Below are 16526 nucleotides of genomic sequence, written 5' to 3' on the forward strand. Positions count from 1 at the left end.
GCCCAGCCCCAACCCCGCCACCAGCAACGACGGCAGGAAGTGCCACCACGACGCGGAGTCCGTCGCCACCAGGGCGAAGGACAGGATGCCGATCCCATAGAGCAACAGGCCGGTGATCAGGATGTACTTGCCGCCGACGCGGTCGGTGAACCGGCCCGCGGCCGGGGCCACGAACATCGACACCACGGACATCGGCGCGAGCGTCAGCCCGGCCTGCAGCGCGGTGTGCCCGAGCACCGTCTGCAGATAGATGGTGATCGGCAGGAACGTCCCCACCATCCCGATCGCGACCAGCCCGGCCACGCCGTTCATCACCGAGTAGTTGCGGTCGCGGAACAACCCGAACGGAATCAACGGCTCGCGGTCCTGGCGCAGCGCCTGCAACACGAGGAACACGGCCAGCAGGACGGCGCCCGTCGCCAGCAGCGCCGGGATCGAGACGAACTCCCACACCCGGCCCCACCCGAACCGCTCGCCCTCGACCAGGCCGAACGTCAGGAAGACGAGCGCGGCGCTGGCCAGCAGGACGCCGGGCAGGTCGAGACGGTGCCGCTCGCGCCGGCCCGACTCCGGGATGATCGACCACGCCATCGCCAGCACGACTGCGCCCACCGGCACGTTGACGAAGAAGATCCACCGCCAGTCGAGCACCGTCACCAGCAGCCCGCCGAGGGTCGGGCCGGCGACGGTCGCGACCCCGGCCACGGCGCCCCAGACGCCGAACGCCATCCCGCGCTTCTCCGGCGGGAAGGTGGTGATCAGCAGCGCCGACGTCTGCGGCATGAGGATCGCCGCGCCGATGCCCTGCACCACCCGGCAGGCGATGAGCATGGCCGGGCCCTGCGACAGCCCGCAGGCCAGCGACGCCAGCGTGAACACCGCGACACCGATGATGAACATGGCCCGCTGGCCACGCAGGTCGCCCAGCCGGCCGGCCGTGATGACCAGCACCGCCAGCATGATCACGTAGGCGTTGATGACCCACAGGATCTCGTCGAGCGACGCGCCCAGCTCGTCCATCATGCTCGGGATGGCGATGTTGACGATCGTCACGTCGAGCAGCGTCATGAAGAACCCGAGACACAGCGTGAGCAGGATCGCCCAGGGATTCCCGTGCCATCGCCTCACCGTGCTACCTCCTCGCTGCCGCCCGCCGTCCTAGAGTGAGCTTGACACCAGCCCGCACACCCCGCGGGCCCGGACGTGAAAGGGTCACCACCATGACCAAGGCGTCGCCCCTGGTGTTCGGTCGGCACACCGGACACGAACAGGTCGTCTTCTGCCACGATGCCGGAAGCGGCCTGCGAGCCATCATCGCGCTGCACTCCACCGCTCTCGGACCCGGCCTCGGCGGTACCCGGTTCTACCCGTATGAAGCCGAGGACGCCGCACTCGAGGACGTCCTGGACCTCTCGCGCGGCATGACCTACAAGAACGCCCTTGCCGGCCTCGATCACGGCGGCGGCAAGGCGGTCATCATCGGCGATCCCGAGCTGGACAAGTCAGAGACGCTGCTGCGCGCCTACGGCCGGTTCGTCGAGTCGCTCGGCGGCCGCTACATCACCGCGTGCGATGTCGGCACCTACGTCGCCGACATGGACATCGTCGCGCGCGAGAGTCGGTGGGTCACCGGCCGCTCGCCGGCCGAGGGCGGCGCCGGAGACTCCAGCGTGCTGACCGCGTTCGGCGTGTTCCAGGGCATGCGCGCCGTCGCCGAGCGGCTGTGGGGGGGCACCAGCCTGGCCGGCCGCCGGGTCGGCATCGCCGGCGTCGGCAAGGTCGGCTCCAAGCTGACCGGCCTGCTGCTGGACGAGGGCGCCTCGGTCGTCGTCACCGACGTGTCCGAGCACGCGATCGACCAGCTGCGCGCCGCGCACCCGCAGGTCGACGTCGTCGATACCGCCGACGAGCTGCTCGGCGCCGGTATCGACGTGTACGCGCCGTGCGCGCTGGGCGGCGCGCTCGACGACGACACCATGACATTGCTCACCGAGGGCCGGGTGGCGGCCGTCTGCGGCGGCGCGAACAACCAGCTGGCCCACGCCGGCATCGAGAAGAGCCTCGACGACGCCGGCGTCCTCTATGCGCCGGACTACGTCGTGAACTCCGGCGGAGTCATCCAGGTGGCCGATGAGCTGCACGGATTCTCCTTCGACCGGGCCAAGGCGAAGGCCACGAAGATCTTCGATACCACCCGCGAGATCTTCCAGCTGGCCGCCGACGACGGCGTGCCGCCGGCCGTCGCCGCCGACCGCCTCGCCGAGCGCCGAATCGCCGCTGTCAGCCGATTGCGCGATGTCTACCTGCGCGGATGACGCGGGGAAGAACGCTAGTTGGTACCGGATGAGGCGGAACAGCCTCGGACCCTGTACCGTTGTCCCTACGAGTAGATGTCATTCGAACGGAAACGAGGGCGTCCAGTGAGCTGGTCGCCCCGGTTTGTGCGAGGGGGTCGACCCTATGGGGCGCGGCCGGGCCAAGGCCAAGCAGACAAAGGTCGCCCGTCGGTTGAAGTACCAGACTCTGGACACCGACTTCGGCGCTTTGCAGCGTGAGTTGGGCACCGACGGCAATGGCAGTAGTGACACGGGCCTCGACGAGGACAGCAGCGAGGAGTACGACGAGTACTCGCGCTACCTCGACGACGATGACGACGAGCCCCGTCGTCATGCGGGTTGACCCGGGTCGCTAGCGATATCGCATCGTCCGGACGGTCTGCTGGCCTCGGGTGCCCGGGGCCAGCAGTCCGCCCGAGCCGATCAGTCGTGCACGGTCACGCGCGATAGGCACCGTGCAGGGTCGCGGTGCCGTCACCGTCCAGCACCTCGCCGGCGATCCACGCCGGCACCCCCCGGTCCGTCAGCACGCGCACGGCCTCGTCGGCCGCGTCCCGCGCCACCACGGCCACCATGCCGACACCCATGTTGAGGGTCTTCTCCAGCTCCGGCTCGGCCACCCCGCCCACCTCGCCGACCAGCCCGAACACCGGCTGCGGCGCCCACGTCGCGCGGTCGAGCCGGGCCGTCGCGGTGTCAGGCAGCACCCGAGCCAGGTTCGCGGCCAGCCCGCCGCCGGTCACGTGCGACATCGCGTGCACCTCGACGGCGGCCGCCAGCGCCAGGCAGTGCCGCGCGTAGATGCGGGTGGGCTCGAGCAGCTCCTCGCCCAGCGTGCGGCCGAGCTCCGGTACGTCGCGGTCCAGCGCCCAGCCGGCCCGCTCGAGGAAGACGTGCCGCACCAGCGAGTAGCCGTTCGAGTGCAGCCCTGACGACGCCATCGCGACGACGGCGTCTCCGGCCCGCACGCGGTCGGCGCCGAGCAGCGCGTCGGCCTCCACGACGCCGGTGACCGCGCCCGCGACGTCGTACTCGTCCGGGCCTAGCAGCCCCGGGTGCTCGGCCGTCTCGCCACCGCTGAGCGCGCAGCCGGCGGCCACACATGCCTGGGCGATGCCCTTGACGATGGCGGCGGTGCGCTCCGGGACCACGCGGCCGCAAGCGATGTAGTCGGTCATGAACAGCGGTTCGGCCCCGCAGACGACAATGTCGTCGACGACCATGCCGACGAGGTCGAAGCCGATGGTGTCGTGGACGTCCATCCGCTGCGCCACCGCGACCTTCGTCCCGACGCCGTCGGTGCTGGTGGCCAGCAGCGGCCGGCGATAGGCCTTGAGCGCGCTGGCGTCGAACAGCCCGGCGAAGCCGCCCAGGCCGCCGACGACCTCCGGGCGGCGGGTCTTGGCGACCCACTCCTTCATCAGCTCGACGGCGCGGTCGCCGGCCTCGATGTCGACCCCGGCACTGGCATAGGTGGCACCCGCGGGCGGGCGATCGCTGCTCGACACGCGTCAAAGCGTATCCGGTGGGTCGTGTTAGGCTCGCGCCCAGCGTCCGGACCGATCAGTGGTCCGGCCCGGCACGGAGAGGAGGTCGCGATGTACCGCCAGGTTTGCCGCGCCGCCCTCCAGGATGAGGACGGCGCCTGACTCTCCGGAGGAGAGCATGCACGTCAGCATCACCCGTCCCAGTACGCCTGAGGAAGCGCTCGCGCTGCTCCGCGGCGCCCGGTCCGAGCTGGGAACCCCGATCGCCGATCTCGTCGTCACCGACGAGCACCTCACCACCGCGTTCGCCAACCGCAACCGCCGGCCCGAGTGGGTCTGGACGGCGGACCGGGACGGCCGCACCGCCGGCCGGGTCGCCGGCTGGGGTGCGCCCGCCAACGACCAGCCGTGGATCCTCGACTTCTTCGACCTCGGCGAGGAGCCGGACCGCGTCGACGTCATGACGGCGCTCTTGCGGCGGGCGACCGCCGACCTGCGCGCCGGCGGGCTGGAGCAGGTCGAGCTGAACCTGTTCCCGCCGGCCGGCTGGCGCGACGATCCGCCGCCAGCGCTGCCGGACCTGCTGGCGGCGGCGAAGGCGGCCGGGTTCGAGATCCTGGTGACGCGGCGGCGGTTCCGCTGGACGCCCGCCGCCGGCCTTCCATCCGTCCGTGACGGGCTGCGGTTCGAGCCGGTCAGCGGACCGGACGACCCGGTGCTCGCCGACGCGTACCTGCGCACGTTCCAGGGGAGCCTCGACGCCCACACGCGGCGGTCGCTGCGCACCCGCGACGCCGCGGAGCTGGCCGCCGAGGAACTGGCCGACATGGTGAACTACGCCGGCCCGGTCGACGGCTGGCGGGTCGCCTACGACGCCGGCGGCGCGCTGGTCGGGCTGGTCACCGGCAACCCCGGCGCCAAGGTGTTCACCGGCTACGTCGGCGTCGTGCCGGAGCAGCGCGGCCATGGGTACGCCCGAGAGCTGCTCGCGTGGATGACGACGTGGCAAGCGGAACACGGCGCCGAGAAGGTCGTCGGCGAGACGGACGACGAGAACGTCCCGATGCGGCGAGCCTTCGAGGCGGTCGGGTTCGAGGAGGAGAGCGCTCGGATCGACCTCGTCGGCTGACGGCAGCCCTCGGATGGGTCGGGGTGGCGTTCGCCGGGAGCTCGGGACGTCGCCGTCCCCCCTGCTGCGGCCAAGAACGGGCAGCGATCAGGGGGACGGGGCGAGTCTGGGCACGACCCGGGCTCCGCAACCGACGCTATGGTCCGCCGTGAGCCTGTGGACAGCGATGATCATCGATGATCGCTGACATCACGAGGATTACCCGAGCATCAACACGATTGCAGCCCTGTTGATGCGTGAGGAAACCTCGTGACGGCCCCCGAAACGCCGGCAAATCTCACCACGTGGACGCGCAGCGACACAAACGCCACACAGAGACGGACGGTATCGCCGATCCGCACCACGCGGCGGTGCGGATCACCCTGCAGGACCTCTTCGGTGCCGGGCACCGGATCAGGTGGTGCCCTCGTTGCCGTAGACGGTCACGTGGACGTGGTCGTAGTGGTTCGCGGTGTCGTCGCCGCGATCCTCCATCCAGCGCCAGCCGTCCTCGGCCCGCTCGACGGTCCAGATGCGCTGTTCCCAGATGATCTCGCTGACGCCCAGTTCGCTGTAGTGGTCTTGGACGAAGGCGGCGATCTGGTCGCCGACGGAGCCGCGGATCATGATGTCCAGCGCCCGGCCGTCGCCGTGCTCGCCGCTGTCGCCGGGACGCAGGCCGCCGTACGACTCCACCTCCGGGAACGCGGCGCAGACGGCACGGTGCACCCGGACGGCGTCCTGCGTGAGGCCGTCCTCGACCGCGGAGCCGGATTCGCACTCGGCGGCGGAGATGCCGCCGGACGGCTCCTCGGCCGGCGGCTCCTCGGCGAGGTACTCGGTGGCCACCCAGTACGGCTCGCCGTCGAGCAGGATCTGCGACCAGGTGCCCTCGGTGGCGCCGGTGATGTCGACCTGGGTACCGGTGCCGAGGACCGTCACGACCTCGGCCTCGAGGTCGGGGCTGGTGCGCACGTTCAGGCCCGCCGTCACGAACAGTTGCCCGGCGACCGTCGGCTCCGGCGTGGGCGTCGGAGTCGGGGTCGGGGTGGGCGTCGGAGTCGGAGTCGGGGTCGGCGTCGCCGTGGGCGTCGGGGCCGCGTTCGGCGTCATCGGCGGCAGCGTCGGACGGTCCTCGCCGCGGCTGGCGGACTCCTCGCGCTCGGGCATGCCGAGGGACGTGGTCGCGTCCTGGCCGAGCTCGCCGGATCCGTCGGGCCAGAGCGTCACGCCGGCGACGGCGGCACCGGCCAGCACGACCGGAGTGACCATGAGGGCGACCCGGCGGCGGGTGAGCGCCGTCAGGCTGGAGAGCGCAGGCAGACGGGTGAGCGCTGGCACCTTGATGCGTCGATGACGCGAACGTCCGTGACGAGCTCTCGGCACTACGTGATCTCCATCCTCAGGCCGATACCATTTCGTGACCGAGGAGCAGGCAACCACATTTCGGGCGATTTGTCACAACCCGGCCTCACGGACGCCGCAGCGCATCGGCGGCGCCACCCGCGCTGAGCAGGGAGTTCAGACCGTCGGCTGGATCGCCGAGTGACGCAGCTCGCGCCAGGCCGTCGCGGTCAGGAGTCTCGCAGCCGGGGATGGTCTCCTGCTCCAGGACGTCCTTGCCGGCGCGGGCCGGCGGCTCGATCGGGTAGACGCCGTCGAAGCAGGCCCGGCACAGATCGTTCTTCGGCACCGTCGACGCCTCGACCAGGGCGTCGAGCGAGACGTAGCCGAGCGAGTCGGCGCCGATCGAGCGGCAGATCTCGTCGGTGGACAGGCCGGTGGCGATCAGCTCGGCGCGAGAGGCGAAGTCGATGCCGTAGAAGCACGGCCAGGTGACCGGCGGGCTGGAGATGCGCACGTGCACCTCGGCGGCACCGGCCTCGCGCAGCATGCGCACCAGCGCCCGCTGGGTGTTGCCGCGCACGATGGAGTCGTCGACGACGACCAGTCGCTTGCCGGCGACGATCTCGCGCAGCGGGTTCAGCTTGAGCCGAATGCCCAGCTGGCGCAGCGTCTGCGACGGCTGGATGAACGTCCGGCCGACGTAGGCGTTCTTGACCAGCCCCATGCCGTACGGAATGCCGGACTCCTCCGCGTAGCCGACGGCGGCCGGGGTGCCGGACTCGGGCACCGGGATGACGAGGTCGGCCTCGACCGGGTGCTCGCGGGCCAGCCGGCGGCCCACCTCGACGCGGGTCTGATGCACCGAGCGACCGGAGATGTGGGTGTCGGGCCGGGCGAGGTAGACGAACTCGAACAGGCAACCCTTCGGCGCGGCCGGCGCGAACCGGTGCGAGCGCAGCCCGTCGGCGTCGATGACCACCAGCTCACCGGGCTCGACCTCGCGGATGAACGAGGCGCCGACGATGTCGAGCGCGGCGGTCTCGCTGGCGACCACCCAGCCGCGCTCCAGCCGGCCCAGCACCAGCGGACGGACGCCCTGCGGGTCGCGGGCGGCGTAGAGGGTGTTCTCGTCGGAGAACACCAGCGAGAACGCGCCTCGCGCCAGGGCCAGCACCTCGATGGCGCTCTCCTCGAGCGTGCGGTCGGCGTAGGAACCCATCAGCGCCGTCATGAGCGCGGTGTCGGTGGTGTTGCCGTAGCGCAGCTCGCCGCTGGCCGACCCGACCCGCTCACGGACGATGTCCAACAGCTCGGCCGTGTTGGTGAGGTTGCCGTTGTGCGCCAGCGCGACGGTGCCGGCCGGCGTCGCGCCGAGCGTGGGCTGCGCGTTCTGCCAGTGGCTGCCGCCGGTGGTGGAGTAGCGGGTGTGCCCGACGGCGACATGACCGACCAGGGTGTTCAGCGTCGACTCGTCGAAGACCTGGCTGACCAGGCCCATGTCCTTGTAGACGAGGATCTGCTCGCCGTTGCCGACGGCGATGCCGGCCGACTCCTGTCCCCGGTGCTGCAGCGCGTACAGCCCGAAGTAGGTGAGTTTGGCGACCTCTTCGTCGGGTGCCCACACCCCGAAGATGCCGCAGGCGTCCTGCGGCCCCTTCTCCTGTGGGTTGATGTCGTGCGTGAGTCGTCCATCGCCCCGGGCCACGGCACCCAGTGTACGGAGCGTGACCCGGATTACGAGCGGAGGGAAGAACACCGGTGCGCCGGGTGGTTGCCTTAAGACATGAGCCCCACGACGGTATTGATCACCGGCGCTACCGATGGCCTGGGCCGATGGCTCGCGCTGCGGCTGGCGACGTCGGGCGTCGGCGTCGTCCTGCACGGCCGCAATCCGGCGCGTCTGGACGAGACCGCCCGGGAGATCCGGGCCGAGGGCGGACGCGAGCCGGTCGGCGTCGTCCAGGCCGACCTCGCCGACCTCGCCCAGGTCGACCGGCTGGCCGACGAGGTGCTGGACCGCTTCGCCGGCCTGGACGTCCTGGTGAACAACGCGGCAGTGGGCTTCGGCGAGCCCGGCGGCGGCCGCGAGCTGAGCCCGGACGGCATCGAGCTGCGGTTCGCGGTGAACTACCTGGCCGGCTACCACCTGACCCGGCGGCTGCTGCCGGCGCTGGTGGCGGCGGCGCCCGCGCGCATCGTCAACGTGGCGTCCATCGGCCAGGCACCCATCGACTTCGCCGACCCGATGCTCGAGCACGGCTACGACGGCTACCGCGCCTACCGGCAGAGCAAGCTCGCGCAGATCATGTTCACCATCGACCTCGCCGAGGAGCTGCGCGGCACCGGCGTCACGGTGAACGCGCTGCACCCGGCCACGCTGATGGCGACATCGATGGTCCGCGAGGCGGAGCTGAGGCCGTTGAGCACACTGCACGACGGCGGCGAGGCGACGCTGCGACTGATCTCCGACCCCGAGCTGGCCGACGTCAGCGGCGTCTACTTCGACCAGACGATGGCGGCGACGCCGAAGCCGCAGGCGCTCGAACCCGTCGCCCGCCGGCAGCTGCGCGAGCTGTCCGACACGCTGGTCGCGCGGGCGCTCGCCCAGCGACACTGATCGGGCGCCGTCAACCGGCGGCGCCGTTGTGCTCCACGACCTGGCCGACCATCCACTCGACGGCAGGCCCGACGGCGCCGTTCCCGGTGAGCAGGCCGGGCGGATCGCCGACGTACCGCTCGGACAGCAGCCCGCGAGTCTCCAGCCGGTCGACCAGCGCCGCCTTCACCGCGGCGCGGTCCAGCCGGTCGGGAACGGAGAACGCGAGTACGTCGAGGGGATCGCGAGCGACGTCGGGATACCGCGCCAGCAGCCGCCCGACGTCGGGGTCGGTGTCGTGCAGGTGCAGCCAGATGCGCACCACCGGCGGCACGCCCGTGCTGCCGACGTAGACCACCGGGCGAACGTCGCCCGGCCGCAGCCACACGTAGACCCAGGAACCGACGCCGACCAGGTCGCCGTCGCGCACCTGTAGCAGGATGGCCTCGTTCTCCATGGCCGCAGTCTCTCAGCGGCGGCCCGCCCTGGCGACGCGAATCGACGTCCTAGCTGGATGACGGGCGGCCGCGCCCGGACCGCACCCGGCCGCCGGTCACGGGCTGGTTGCCGACGAGGGTTCGTTCGGTGCGGGCCGAGCCCCTATTGTCCGACATTTGCCGACTTGACCTCGACGAGAACCACGTTGACTTCGCCCGCCACCAACTCCCAGGCGTGATCGAACGCGTCTTCTTGCCAGACGACCGCACCGGGGTTCAGATCCACGATCTGCGTGGTCCCATTCGCCCAGGTCACCTTCTGTCGCCCGGAACCGAGGTTGACCACGAGCATCGGCAGGTGCGAGTGCATCGCACTCTCCCAACCGTGAGAGGCGCGCGCCTGGATCACCCGAACGTGTTCGTTCTCGAACACGACTTGGTGCGCATCGGGATCCACGATCGTCGCATGCTGGGGCTTCTGAGCCGAGGCTGGGATCTCTCTCGACGTCGAAATACTCATCGCAGGCTCCTGTCTGCCGGGTTGTTGCGCGACCTCGGCGCTGGCTCCGCCACGCCGTATCGCTCAACCATAACCACGAGTGATTGCGAAAAACAACTGCGATGAGTGGCAGTGTAGGATCAGGGTGGATGCAAGGAGGGAGTAGTCATGCCGACCAGCCGTAGCTATCGGGACTCATGCGGGATGGCTCGGGCTCTCGACGTTGTCGGCGAGCGGTGGGCACTGCTGGTCGTCCGGGAGCTGCTCTTCGTGCCTCGACGCTTCTCCGAGCTGCGGCACGCTCTGCCCAACGCCAGCTCGAACCTGCTTGCCGATCGACTTCGAGAACTCGAACATCACGAGGTGATACGTCGTCGCAAACTGGCCTCAACGGCGGGCACGCAGGTCTACGAACTCACAGAGTGGGGCCGGAAGCTGGAACCGATCGTCCGAGCTCTGAGCGAGTGGGGGATCGATGCCCCGAGCCCCCCAGAGCCCACCTCGCTCAGCGCCACCTCGGTGTTGATCTTCCTGCAAATCGGCGTTCGTCCCGACCCGGCGGCGCCGCCGATCGTTTGTCGCCTCGATCTCGACGGCTCGGTCTGGACGGTCCGCGTCGAGTCCGGAGAGGTTCAGGTGCAGAGCGGTGAACCTGCCATGGCCGACATCTCGCTTCGTACGGACCCCAAGACGCTCGGCAGCCTGCTGGCCGATCCAGCCTCGCTCGACGCTGCGCTCGCCGGAGGAACCGTGACCCTTGTGGGCGATCGTCTGGCCCTCCACCAGCTGCTATACGGAGTCGCCGACCCGCACCGGTCGTGATCTCTTGCCCGCATCCGCGGGTGGCGCGCGGCCGGTCGCGCGTGCGCACCACCGCGCGCGACCGGCCGCGCCCAGGCATTCCGAACACGTCCAGCGGCGTCACTCGTCCTCGTCGTCCGACACCGACGGACCGCGCGGCGGGATGTCGTCGGCCCGGCTCGGGTCGACGTCGGCGAGCGTGCCGTCGGCCGCCGCCTGGGCCACCGCCATCATCGCGAGGTAGGCCTGGCGGATCAGGTAGCCGGCGCTCTTCTGCCCGATGCCCCCGCGCAGCTCGACCAGCAGGCTGGCACTGCCCTGCAGGCCGAAGGAGTTGCGTGCGATGCCGGCGAGGTTGTCGCCGGGATACTGGCTGACCTCGCCGTGCCCGTACGCGGAGAGCGCATCGTAGACCGTCACCGCCACCTGCTTCGACGCGTCGACGATGGCCGGGGCCACGTTAGGGTTGGTGGGCCACATGATCGACGTGGTGATCAGGCTGCCGTCGTCGGCGACGTACGAGCCCTGGTGGTGGTAATCGACGGTGATGTCCGGCTGCCACGCCCGCACCAGCGTCTGGATGGCCGCCGCCTCGGGCACCGGGTTGTCGGCCGGGTCGATCGCGGGGTCGTGAAAGCGGTTGATGTCGTACCCGACGCCAGGCCGGCAGAACGCGCCGGAGCAGTCGGGGTCGACGTTCTGCCGCTGGTATCGCTCCGTGCCGTCGGGGTTGGCGCGGACGACGATCCCGAGGGTGATCTCGCCCAGCAGGTCGCGGACCCACGACGCCTGGGAGGTGCCCAGCTGCTGCAGCACCTGGAGCGCCGCCTCTGTCCCCAGCGGCTCGTTGCCGTGCTGCTGGGTGATGTAGAGCAGCTTCGTCGCGCCCGTGCCCACCTGGGCGTACCAGATGTCTCGGCCCTCGTTGGTGGTTCCGATGCTGCTGACGTCGACCCGGCCCTGGCTGCGCTGTTCCAGCCGGTGCAGGGCGTCGGTCAGTTCGGCGTAGGTGTGCAGTCGTTCCAGCGATACGTGCTGGGCATCCTCGACCCACGGCCCGTTCGGGACGGTGGCGGGCTCGGCGACGGCCGGCGCGGCCGAGAGCGTCAGAGCGAGGGTGGCTCCGAGGCCGAGGGCGAGGCCGGAGAGTGATCGATGACGTGAACGCAGCATGGCAGCTCCCGGGGATGGCGCCGTCCCGCTGCGGAGGAAGGTGGCACGGCGGACGAACAGGACACTCCAGCTCTTACCGGTCGAAATGACCCGTTGTCAAGATCTTTTGGGCGTCTCGACATGCGAGAGGTCGATCAGCTTGCGGACGGTGGCGAGGTTGCGGGCCGTGGCCACAGGCGCCTTCACCCGGCCGAGCGCCTCGGCCAGCTTGCTGCGGCCGATGCCGTCGGGACAGTGCAGGTACAGCGTCGTGCCGCCGACCCGGAATTCGTCGGCGCCGGAATCCACCCGCTCGGCGGCGGCGAACGCATCGGCGGCCGGCTCCTCGCGCAGGAACGTCAGGAGGAGCCGGGCCGGCACGGCGTCGGGGAACGGGTTGGCCTCGACGGCGGCCGCCAGCTCGCCGGGGGTGCGCACGAGGACGGCGACCTCCAGGCCCAGCTCGGCCTGGATGGCCCGCTCGATCGCCGCCTCCAGATCGTCGCGTCCGGCGTCCGGGATGCCGCTGGTGAAGACGACGTTGCCGCTGTTGATGTAGGTGGCCACGTCGGTGTGTCCGAGCCGCTCGACGAGCGCGCGGAGCTCGGCCATCGCGACCTTCTTCTTGCCCCCGACGTTGATCCCCCGGAGCAGCGCGACCTGGCGCGTCATGGCCGCACGTTCCGTCAGCGCGGCAACCGGGCCAGCCGGTCCAGCAGCAGCGCCTCGGCCAGGCAGCCCTTGGCGAACATGTCGAGGTGCAGGCTCTCGTCGAGTCCGTGCGCCCGGGTGTCGGGGTCGCCGGCGCCGGTGGCCAGGACCGTCGCGTCGGGGAAGGCCTCCTGGAACTCGGCGATGAACGGGATGGACCCGCCCATGCCGGCCCGCACGGACTGGACGCCGAACGCCTCGGTGAGCGCGGCCTCGGCCGCCTCGAACACCGGCCCGGACGTCGGCAGCACGCAGCCGCCGCCCACCGCGCCGTCGGTGACCTCGACCTGCACCCCGAAGTCGGCGTGGCCGCGCAGGTGGTTCGTCAGGGCCTCGAGCCCCGCCTGCGGGTCCTGCGACGCGGCCAGCCGCAGGCTCACCTTCGCGCTGGCCCGGTGGATCAGGATGTTCGCGGCGTCGGCCACGGCCGGCGCGTCGATGGCCAGCACCGAGATGGCCGGCCGGCTCCAGAGCCGATCGGCCAGCGGCCCGGTGCCGGACAGCTCGACGCCGTCGAGCACGGCGGCCTCGCCGCGGTAGCGCTCCTCGGGGTACTCGACGTCCGCCGCGGGATCGGTGACCAGGCCGGCCACCGCGACGTCGCCCTTCTCGTCGTGCAGGGTGGCGAGCAGCCGGCACAGGGAGGTGAGCGCGTCGAGGACCGGCCCGCCGAAGACGCCGGAGTGCACGGCGTGCTCGAGCACGCGCACGGTGACGGTGCAGTCGGCCAGGCCGCGCAGGCTCGTGGTCAGTGCGGGCGTCTCGGGCGTCCAGTTCGCGGAGTCGGCGACGACGATGACGTCGGCGGCCAGGCGGTCGCGGTAGGTCTGCAGGAACGTGGTGAACGTGGGCGAGCCGATCTCCTCCTCGCCCTCGACGAACAGCACGACGCCCACCGGCGGGCGGCCGCCGTACGCACGCAATGCCGCGAGGTGCATGGCGACGCCCGCCTTGTCGTCGGAGACGCCGCGGCCGTAGAGCCGGCCGTCGCGCTCCGACGGCTCGAACGGGCCGCTCGACCACTGGTCGGCCGGGCCGGTCGGCTGCACGTCGTGGTGGGCGTAGAGCAGGACGGTGGGCGCGCCATCGGGCGCCGGCCAGCTGGCGATGACCGCCGGCGCGCCGCCGTCGACGCCGACGACGTCGGCCCGCGCGGCACCGGCGCCGCGGGCCAGTTCGGCCACGGCCTCGGCACTGGCCCGCACGTCGCCGGCGTGGGCGGGATCGGCGCTGATGCTGGGGATGCGCACCAGCCGCTCGAGGTCGGTGCGCACGGACGGGAGAACGGCCTCGACGGCGGCCCGGAGATCGGTCATGCCCGACACTCTAGAAGCCGGCGCCGACATGTGGGGGCCACCCTCCCCGCCGGGACGGTGACCCCCACCGGTGCGCTCGGGCTACAGCTGCTCGCGCAGCTTCTCGGCGGCAGCCACGAGCGTGGCACGGGCGTCCTCGTCGGTCACCCGCTCGGCCACCGCGACGAACCGGTCCAGCGACTGGCCCGCCGGCCCGGTCAGTCCGCCGTCGGCCAGCCGCTCGGCGTTCGACAGGTGCGTGAGCAGCTGGGCCGCCTGCGACCGGTTGACGGTGCCCGCGGCGGCGTAGCCCTCCACCAGAGCCCGGACGCCGTCGAACGTGACCGGCGTCTGCACGCCGACCAGGATCGGGTCGTGGTCGCTGGCGCGGTAGACGGTGCCAGGCTGGAACAGCTCGCTGGCGAAGTAGTTGTACCGCGAGTACTCGAACAGCACCGACTCCACCGAGTTGATGTTCCAGACATCCACGCCGGTGACCAGCCCTGCCTCGACGACGGACGGGCTGGCCAGCACGTGGTCCAGCGAGCCGACCTTGCCGTCGAACACATAGGTGTGCTCACCAGCGTGCTCGTTGTTGAGGTCGGCGTAGCCGGCGTCGTACAGCGCCTGCATCGGGTTCTCGCCGCTGTAGGAGTTGAAGTCGCCGAGCAGGAACGTGTGGTCGGTCCCGGTGGCCGCGGCGCGCTCGTCGGCGAACGCGACCAGGGCCTGCGCCTGGGCGGTGCGGTCGGCGTCGAAGCAGCCCTCCGGCAGGTCACCGCACTCGCCGCCCTTGGACTTGAAGTGGTTGACGATCGCGGTGAACTCATAGCCGGTGTTCAACGTCCGGAACTCCTGCGCGAGCGGCTCGCGGGCGTTGTGGAAGGCCGGGTCGTCGATGAGGATGACCGACTCGCCCACCGGCTGGACCGCCGCCGTCCGGTAGATGAAAGCGGTGCGGATGACGTCCTCGTCGGACGGCAGTTGCGCCGGCGACGGCACGAACGCCCAGGTGCCCGCGCCGGCCACCTCGTTGAGCGCGTCGACCAGCGTGGAGAGCGAGATGTCGCGGTCCTGGCCGAACGCGGCGGAGTTCTCGATCTCCTCCAGCGCGACGACGTCGGCGCCGAGGCCGTTGATGGCCGCGACGATCTTCGCCTCCTGCCGCTCGAAGTTCTCCGTGTCCCAGGCGCCGCGGGCGTCGCAGCCGTCGGCGACGGTGAGCGGGTTGCCGGCGCGGTCGGTGTACGGCTCGCAGCCGGGCAGGTCGATGCCCAGCGTGGTGAAGTAGTTGAGCACGTTGAACGCGGAGAGCTGGAGGTCGCCGCCGACCTCCTGCGGCGCGCCGTTCGCCGCGCGGGTGTTGCCGGTGCCGAACGTGACGACGTCAGGCGCCGGGCCGGTGACCGGCTGCAGCGGCTGGAAGTTCCACTGGAACCGGTAGTCGAAGATCATGTCGCTCTGGAACGTGACGCCGGCGCCGGTGCGGGCGGGGTCGTCGTTGGTGAGGTACGGCACCAGGCTGCTGGTCGCCGTCCGGCTGGACTGGCCGTCGTCGAGCGCGACGGAGCGGGCGGCGTTCGCGGTGGCGGCGGCGTCGTACTCGGGCGAGCCGGGCGCGGCGATCTCGGTCTCCTGCACCAGCGGGCCGCCGAAGCCCAGGCCGATGGAGCCGAATGCGCTGCTGCCCCAGCCGCCGAGCGCGTAGGTGTCGGAGACGACGAAGCCGTCGGCCGGGCGGACCAGCATGCCCTCGTAGACCTCGCGGCCGGCCTCGGTCGCGGGCAGCGTGAACGGCACCGGCTTCACGGCCTCGGCCGGCTCGGTGAGCGTCTCCAGGCCGTCGGCGGCCAGCTCGATCTCGGTGAGCCCGAAGTACTCGGTGACCTCGCCGGTGACGCGCACGTGGTCGCCGATCTCGACGTCGTCCGCCGTCGACGGCGAATAGACGAACACCGCGTCCGACGCCGTCCGCGGCTGGTCGCCGCCAGTGCCCGGGGTCTGGACGTAGTAGCCGGCGAACCCGCCGGTCGGGTAGGCGGCGGTGACCACACCGGTCGTCTCGACGAGCGTCCCCGTCAGCGGCGACGCCGCGCCGGTGCCCTGGATCTCCGCGATGGTGGCGGGTTCGGGCTCCGGGTCGGGATCGGGGTCGCCGCCGCCGTTGAGCGCGCCGAACGTGTTCGCCAACGGGCCGGTCCAGGCGCCCTGGACCTTCTGCAGCGACTGCCCGGCCGGCGTCGTGCTCGCCTCGGACACGCCGATGTCGATGCTGGCCATGCCGTCCGCCGGGCCCCCGACGGCGGTCATGCCGCCCTCGTAGGAGAGGAACTCCGCGACGCTGCCGTCCGGCCGGACCAGCGCGACGCCGTCAGGCGAGCCGTTCTGGACGCCGTCGACCGGGTACGTCGCGACGACGACGCCGGCCGCCGGGACGGTGCCGCTGAGCGGGCGGGTGTTGTACGGCGCGCCGCCGTTGCCGTTGTAGAGGACGAGTTGCCAGCCGCTGAGGTCGGTGCCCGGGTCCGCCTGGATCTCGATCGCCTCGCCGGCGTCGGTGCTGGCGTTGTCGTAGTGGATCTCGCTGATGAACGGGTCGCCTTCGGCCGCTCCGGCCGAGAGGGCGGGCACGGCCGCCACGCTCGCGCCGGCCAGGCCGGCCGCGGCGACCGCCGCGAGCCAGCGGAGAGGACGTCTGGTCGAGTGCATCGGTCGTACCTTTCGGGTCGGATCGGGGCTGAGCGGCAAGCCGACGGC

At 71.3% G+C, this 16526-nt stretch carries 15 protein-coding genes; 5 read left to right on the forward strand and 10 right to left on the reverse strand.

Annotated elements, in window-relative coordinates; genetic code table 11:
- On the reverse strand, positions 1-1128 hold a 1128-nt coding region (locus E1262_RS28140; RefSeq protein ID WP_132107664.1), incomplete at its 3' end, for a DHA2 family efflux MFS transporter permease subunit.
- A gap of 92 nt (positions 1129-1220) precedes the next feature.
- On the opposite strand from E1262_RS28140, the gene E1262_RS28145 reads away from it, so the two are divergent.
- A complete protein-coding gene (locus E1262_RS28145; protein WP_132107665.1) occupies positions 1221-2315 on the forward strand; it encodes a Glu/Leu/Phe/Val dehydrogenase dimerization domain-containing protein in 1095 nt (364 codons plus the stop codon).
- A 145-nt stretch (positions 2316-2460) separates the two neighbouring features.
- Positions 2461-2679, forward strand: a complete 219-nt coding sequence (locus E1262_RS28150; RefSeq protein ID WP_132107666.1) for a DUF3073 domain-containing protein — start codon at positions 2461-2463, stop codon at positions 2677-2679.
- A 94-nt stretch (positions 2680-2773) separates the two neighbouring features.
- Here E1262_RS28150 and purM read toward each other — a convergent pair whose 3' ends face one another.
- On the reverse strand, positions 2774-3844 hold the full coding sequence (purM, locus tag E1262_RS28155; RefSeq protein WP_132107667.1) for a phosphoribosylformylglycinamidine cyclo-ligase: 1071 nt from the start codon (positions 3842-3844) through the stop codon (positions 2774-2776).
- A 157-nt stretch (positions 3845-4001) separates the two neighbouring features.
- Between purM and E1262_RS28160 the strand changes: the two genes are divergently transcribed.
- Positions 4002-4952, forward strand: a complete 951-nt coding sequence (locus tag E1262_RS28160; RefSeq protein WP_162606126.1) for a GNAT family N-acetyltransferase — start codon at positions 4002-4004, stop codon at positions 4950-4952.
- A gap of 393 nt (positions 4953-5345) precedes the next feature.
- On the opposite strand, the gene E1262_RS28165 is transcribed toward E1262_RS28160, so the two are convergent.
- Entirely contained in the window at positions 5346-6272 is a 927-nt protein-coding gene (locus E1262_RS28165) for an SH3 domain-containing protein (protein WP_203454587.1), read from the reverse strand.
- A 130-nt stretch (positions 6273-6402) separates the two neighbouring features.
- Positions 6403-7983 carry an amidophosphoribosyltransferase gene (purF, locus tag E1262_RS28170; RefSeq protein ID WP_132107669.1) on the reverse strand — a complete coding sequence of 527 codons (1581 nt, stop codon included), beginning with the start codon at positions 7981-7983 and terminating at the stop codon, positions 6403-6405.
- Between the two features lie 78 nt (positions 7984-8061).
- On the opposite strand from purF, the gene E1262_RS28175 reads away from it, so the two are divergent.
- Entirely contained in the window at positions 8062-8895 is an 834-nt protein-coding gene (locus E1262_RS28175; RefSeq protein WP_132107670.1) for an SDR family NAD(P)-dependent oxidoreductase, read from the forward strand.
- Between the two features lie 10 nt (positions 8896-8905).
- On the opposite strand, the gene E1262_RS28180 is transcribed toward E1262_RS28175, so the two are convergent.
- The gene (locus tag E1262_RS28180) at positions 8906-9331 is read right to left on the reverse strand and encodes a hypothetical protein (protein ID WP_132107671.1); all 426 of its coding nucleotides are present in this window, start codon (positions 9329-9331) and stop codon (positions 8906-8908) included.
- A 143-nt stretch (positions 9332-9474) separates the two neighbouring features.
- Complete coding sequence (locus E1262_RS28185; RefSeq protein ID WP_132107672.1) at positions 9475-9831, reverse strand: hypothetical protein; 357 nt, start codon at positions 9829-9831, stop codon at positions 9475-9477.
- A 147-nt stretch (positions 9832-9978) separates the two neighbouring features.
- On the opposite strand from E1262_RS28185, the gene E1262_RS28190 reads away from it, so the two are divergent.
- Entirely contained in the window at positions 9979-10632 is a 654-nt protein-coding gene (locus E1262_RS28190; RefSeq protein ID WP_132107673.1) for a winged helix-turn-helix transcriptional regulator, read from the forward strand.
- A 99-nt stretch (positions 10633-10731) separates the two neighbouring features.
- Here E1262_RS28190 and E1262_RS28195 read toward each other — a convergent pair whose 3' ends face one another.
- The 4 genes from E1262_RS28195 to E1262_RS28210 form a co-directional block, all read right to left on the reverse strand.
- Positions 10732-11784, reverse strand: a complete 1053-nt coding sequence (locus E1262_RS28195) for a M14 family zinc carboxypeptidase (RefSeq protein ID WP_132107674.1) — start codon at positions 11782-11784, stop codon at positions 10732-10734.
- A gap of 96 nt (positions 11785-11880) precedes the next feature.
- Entirely contained in the window at positions 11881-12435 is a 555-nt protein-coding gene (locus tag E1262_RS28200; RefSeq protein WP_132107675.1) for a DUF1697 domain-containing protein, read from the reverse strand.
- A gap of 14 nt (positions 12436-12449) precedes the next feature.
- A complete protein-coding gene (locus E1262_RS28205) occupies positions 12450-13790 on the reverse strand; it encodes a dipeptidase (RefSeq protein WP_132107676.1) in 1341 nt (446 codons plus the stop codon).
- A gap of 81 nt (positions 13791-13871) precedes the next feature.
- Entirely contained in the window at positions 13872-16478 is a 2607-nt protein-coding gene (locus E1262_RS28210) for an ExeM/NucH family extracellular endonuclease (protein WP_132107677.1), read from the reverse strand.
- Positions 16479-16526: the final 48 nt, after the last annotated feature.

The sequence above is a fragment of the Jiangella aurantiaca genome, from assembly GCF_004349105.1.
In the GTDB taxonomy this organism is placed as follows: Bacteria; Actinomycetota; Actinomycetes; order Jiangellales; family Jiangellaceae; genus Jiangella; species Jiangella aurantiaca.

What these genes read in the sequence shown, in the direction of transcription:
- E1262_RS28150 (WP_132107666.1), top strand. Translation starts at nt 2,461, where the DNA reads ATGGGGCGCGGCCGGGCCAAGGCCAAGCAGACAAAGGTCGCCCGTCGG.
- E1262_RS28190 (WP_132107673.1), top strand. Translation starts at nt 9,979, where the DNA reads ATGCCGACCAGCCGTAGCTATCGGGACTCATGCGGGATGGCTCGGGCT.
- E1262_RS28145 (WP_132107665.1), top strand. Translation starts at nt 1,221, where the DNA reads ATGACCAAGGCGTCGCCCCTGGTGTTCGGTCGGCACACCGGACACGAA.
- E1262_RS28185 (WP_132107672.1), bottom strand. Translation starts at nt 9,831, where the DNA reads ATGAGTATTTCGACGTCGAGAGAGATCCCAGCCTCGGCTCAGAAGCCC.
- E1262_RS28205 (WP_132107676.1), bottom strand. Translation starts at nt 13,790, where the DNA reads ATGACCGATCTCCGGGCCGCCGTCGAGGCCGTTCTCCCGTCCGTGCGC.
- E1262_RS28160 (WP_162606126.1), top strand. Translation starts at nt 4,002, where the DNA reads ATGCACGTCAGCATCACCCGTCCCAGTACGCCTGAGGAAGCGCTCGCG.
- E1262_RS28175 (WP_132107670.1), top strand. Translation starts at nt 8,062, where the DNA reads ATGAGCCCCACGACGGTATTGATCACCGGCGCTACCGATGGCCTGGGC.
- E1262_RS28195 (WP_132107674.1), bottom strand. Translation starts at nt 11,784, where the DNA reads ATGCTGCGTTCACGTCATCGATCACTCTCCGGCCTCGCCCTCGGCCTC.
- E1262_RS28180 (WP_132107671.1), bottom strand. Translation starts at nt 9,331, where the DNA reads ATGGAGAACGAGGCCATCCTGCTACAGGTGCGCGACGGCGACCTGGTC.
- E1262_RS28200 (WP_132107675.1), bottom strand. Translation starts at nt 12,435, where the DNA reads ATGACGCGCCAGGTCGCGCTGCTCCGGGGGATCAACGTCGGGGGCAAG.
- E1262_RS28210 (WP_132107677.1), bottom strand. Translation starts at nt 16,478, where the DNA reads ATGCACTCGACCAGACGTCCTCTCCGCTGGCTCGCGGCGGTCGCCGCG.